Source organism: Streptomyces sp. KR55 (genome assembly GCF_052245645.1).
Classification (GTDB): Bacteria; Actinomycetota; Actinomycetes; order Streptomycetales; family Streptomycetaceae; genus Streptomyces; species Streptomyces flavusporus.
This window is the reverse complement of sequence record NZ_JBQQCE010000763.1, coordinates 1-2,828: the sequence shown is the minus strand read 5'-3', so window position 1 is coordinate 2,828 and position 2,828 is coordinate 1. Positions and strand designations below refer to the sequence as shown.

Below are 2,828 nucleotides of genomic sequence, written 5' to 3'. Positions count from 1 at the left end.
GTACGCTGGCAGCGACGCCTGACGGTGCTCACCAACAAGCTGAACAACCAGGCGTTCCAGACCCTGCGGGGCCTGCCCAAGCTGCGGGTCGCGGCCGCCGAGAACTACGCCTACGCCGCCTGGGCGAGCGAGTTCGCCCGCGGCCGGGAGCTGCAGCAGCGGCTCGGCCGGATCAAGAACCTCACCACGGTGCTCGGCGCGATCTATCTCCCGCTGTGCTCGCTGCTGATGTTCATGCTGCTCGCGGGCCCGGCGCGGGGCGCGATGTCCGCCGCCGACTTCCTCGCCTTCAACACCTCGGTGACCATGCTGCTCACCTCGGTCACCCAGATCACCGGCGCGTTCGTGTCATTGGTCGCCGCACTGCCGCTGTACGAGCAGATCAAGCCGGTGCTGCAGGCGACGCCCGAGGTGCGCACGGCCAGCACCCGGCCGGGTCCGCTCACCGGGGCCGTGGAGGCCCGGCGGCTGTCCTTCCGGTACTCCGACGACGGCCCGCTGGTCCTGGACGACGTGTCGTTCGAGGTGCGGCCCGGCGAGTTCGTGGCGGTCGTCGGCCCGAGCGGCTGCGGCAAGTCGACGCTGCTGCGCCTGCTCATCGGCTTCGACAAGCCGGTCTCCGGCAGTGTCCTCTACGACGGCCAGGACCTGGCGGCGCTCGACCAGTCGGCCGTACGGCGGCAGTGCGGGGTGGTGCTCCAGCACGCGCAGCCGTTCACCGGCTCGATCCTGGACGTCATCTGCGGCACCGAGCCGTACACGCCGGAGGAGGCGATGGCGGCGGCCGAAATGGCGGGGCTCGCCGAGGACATCAAGCGCATGCCGATGGGCCTGCACACGATCGTCGCGGGCAACGGGGCGATCTCCGGCGGCCAGCGGCAGCGGTTGATGATCGCGCAGGCGCTGATCCGCCGGCCGCGCATCCTCTTCTTCGACGAGGCGACCAGCGCCCTGGACAACGAGACCCAGCGCAAGGTCATCGAGAGCACCAAGGCCCTCAACGCCACCCGGATCGTCATCGCCCACCGTCTGTCGACGGTGCTGGACGCCGACCGCGTCATCGTGATGGAGGACGGCAAGGTCGCCCAGCAGGGCCCGCCGGCACAGCTGCTCGCGGACACCGGCGGCCGGCTCCACGAGCTGGTGCGGCGCCAGTTGGCGTGACCGGCCAGGGCGGCGGCCCTCCCGTCGCATCGGCGCACTTCGGGGGCGCGTAGGCAGCGGACTCCGTTGTTCCGGGCCGTAATCGGGTACCCGCCAGTCCATGCGAATCAGCGTGGTGGATGTGGGATCGAACACGGTCCGGCTGGTTGTGGCGGATGCGGAGGGCGGGGTGCCGCTGCCGGTCCACACCGCCAAATGGCGCCTGCGTCTGTCCGAGCAGGTCGAGCCCGGGGGCGTGGTCCCCGAGGAGTCCGTCGTCCGGCTCGTCGACGCGGTGGCCGAGGCGAGCCGGACCGCGGCGCGGTGGGGCGCTGCGGCCCCGCTGGCCTTCGCGACCGCCGTGGTCCGCAACGCCCCGAACCGCCTGGAGGTACTGCGCTGCGTCCGGGCGCGGACGGGAGTGGAGCTGTGCACCCTGCCGGGGGAGGTGGAGGCCGAGCTGACGTTCCTTGCGGCGCGGCGCTGGATGGGGTGGCGGTCGGGACCGCTCGCCCTGCTGGACATCGGCGGCGGCTCGCTCGAAGCGGCCTTCGGCCGCGGGCGTCTGCCCGACTATGTGGCGTCGCTTCCGCTCGGCGCGGGACGGCTGACCCACGAGTTCCTCGCGGGGCAGGATCCGCCGACGCAGGAGCAGGTCCGGGCGTTGCGCCGCAAGGTCCGCCATCAACTGCGGGACGTCGCGGCGCGGATCCGCTGGGAGGGACCGCACACCGCGGTGGCCACCTCCCGGACGTTCCAGCAGCTGGGTCGGCTGTGCGGTGCGGCGCCGGGGCGGCACGGCCCCTTCACGGACCGCCGGATGCGCCGCGCGGACCTGCGGGCGGCGGTGGTCCGGCTGGCGTCGCTGCCCGCCGAGGAGCGGGCACTGCTCCCCGGCATTTCCGCGCCGCGCGCCGAACAGAGCCTGGCCGGCGCGGTGGTCGGGCACACGGCGATGAAACTGTCCGGGCTCAAGACGGTCACCATCTGCCCGTGGGCGATCCGTGAGGGCGTGCTGCTGCGCCACATCGAGGACGGCTCGGGCTGGTGGGCCGAGGTCTGCCGGCTCAGCGAGGAGCCTCCTGCCCCGGACCCGGTGCCACTGCGTGTCGCGTCCGCCGCCCACTGAAACGGCCCCTGAAGGAGGTCACCCCGTGTCCGAGGACGCCAAGCAGCCCGAGGAGAAGCCGGACGCCGAGCAGCCCGAGGAGAAGCCCGAGACCGCGATCGAGGAGATCCTGCGCGAGGTCCAGGACGCCGAGCACCGCACCCGCGACACGGCGGAGCAGCGCCGCCACAGGGGTGAGGCCGGGGAGGCCATCACCCCCAACACCGAAGCCCAGGAGGAGTCCCAGGGGGAATGACCGGCCCAGGGCTCGGGCCGCGGTCCGTCCGGACTCACCGACGGGCTCGGGCCGGGGGCCTGACTGACCAGCTCAGGCTCAGGCCGCCGACCGAACCGACCCACCGAGGCGCGGACCAAACCCGCACCGGCCGGGCCAGGTTCGAGCCGCCGACCGAACCGACCGACCGGCCGGGCCCTGGCCATGGGCCGGACTGGCCGACCCCGAAACCCGCACCGTCGGCCGTACCGACGGGCCCAAGTCCCGGGCACGGGCTGGACCTTCGGCCGTCGGCTTCCCGGCCGACCCATGGGCCTGGCGCCCGCACCCCCACCGGGGCGG

Annotated in this window: 3 protein-coding genes; all 3 read left to right on the top strand. The window is 73.3% G+C overall.

Annotated features, from left to right (window positions below):
* The coding region (locus tag ACTWQJ_RS49665; RefSeq protein WP_443312934.1) for an ATP-binding cassette domain-containing protein at nt 1-1,164 on the top strand (1,164 nt) is incomplete at its 5' end.
* Nucleotides 1,165-1,264: 100 nt separating this feature from the next.
* Nucleotides 1,265-2,272 carry a Ppx/GppA phosphatase family protein gene (locus tag ACTWQJ_RS49660; protein ID WP_443312933.1) on the top strand — a complete coding sequence of 336 codons (1,008 nt, stop codon included), beginning with the start codon at nt 1,265-1,267 and terminating at the stop codon, nt 2,270-2,272.
* Between the two features lie 25 nt (nt 2,273-2,297).
* On the top strand, nt 2,298-2,507 hold the full coding sequence (locus tag ACTWQJ_RS49655; RefSeq protein ID WP_443312932.1) for a hypothetical protein: 210 nt from the start codon (nt 2,298-2,300) through the stop codon (nt 2,505-2,507).
* Nucleotides 2,508-2,828: the final 321 nt, after the last annotated feature.

Excerpts from the sequence above, each read along its gene's own strand:
- ACTWQJ_RS49660 (WP_443312933.1), top strand. The coding sequence starts at position 1,265 with ATGCGAATCAGCGTGGTGGATGTGGGATCGAACACGGTCCGGCTGGTT.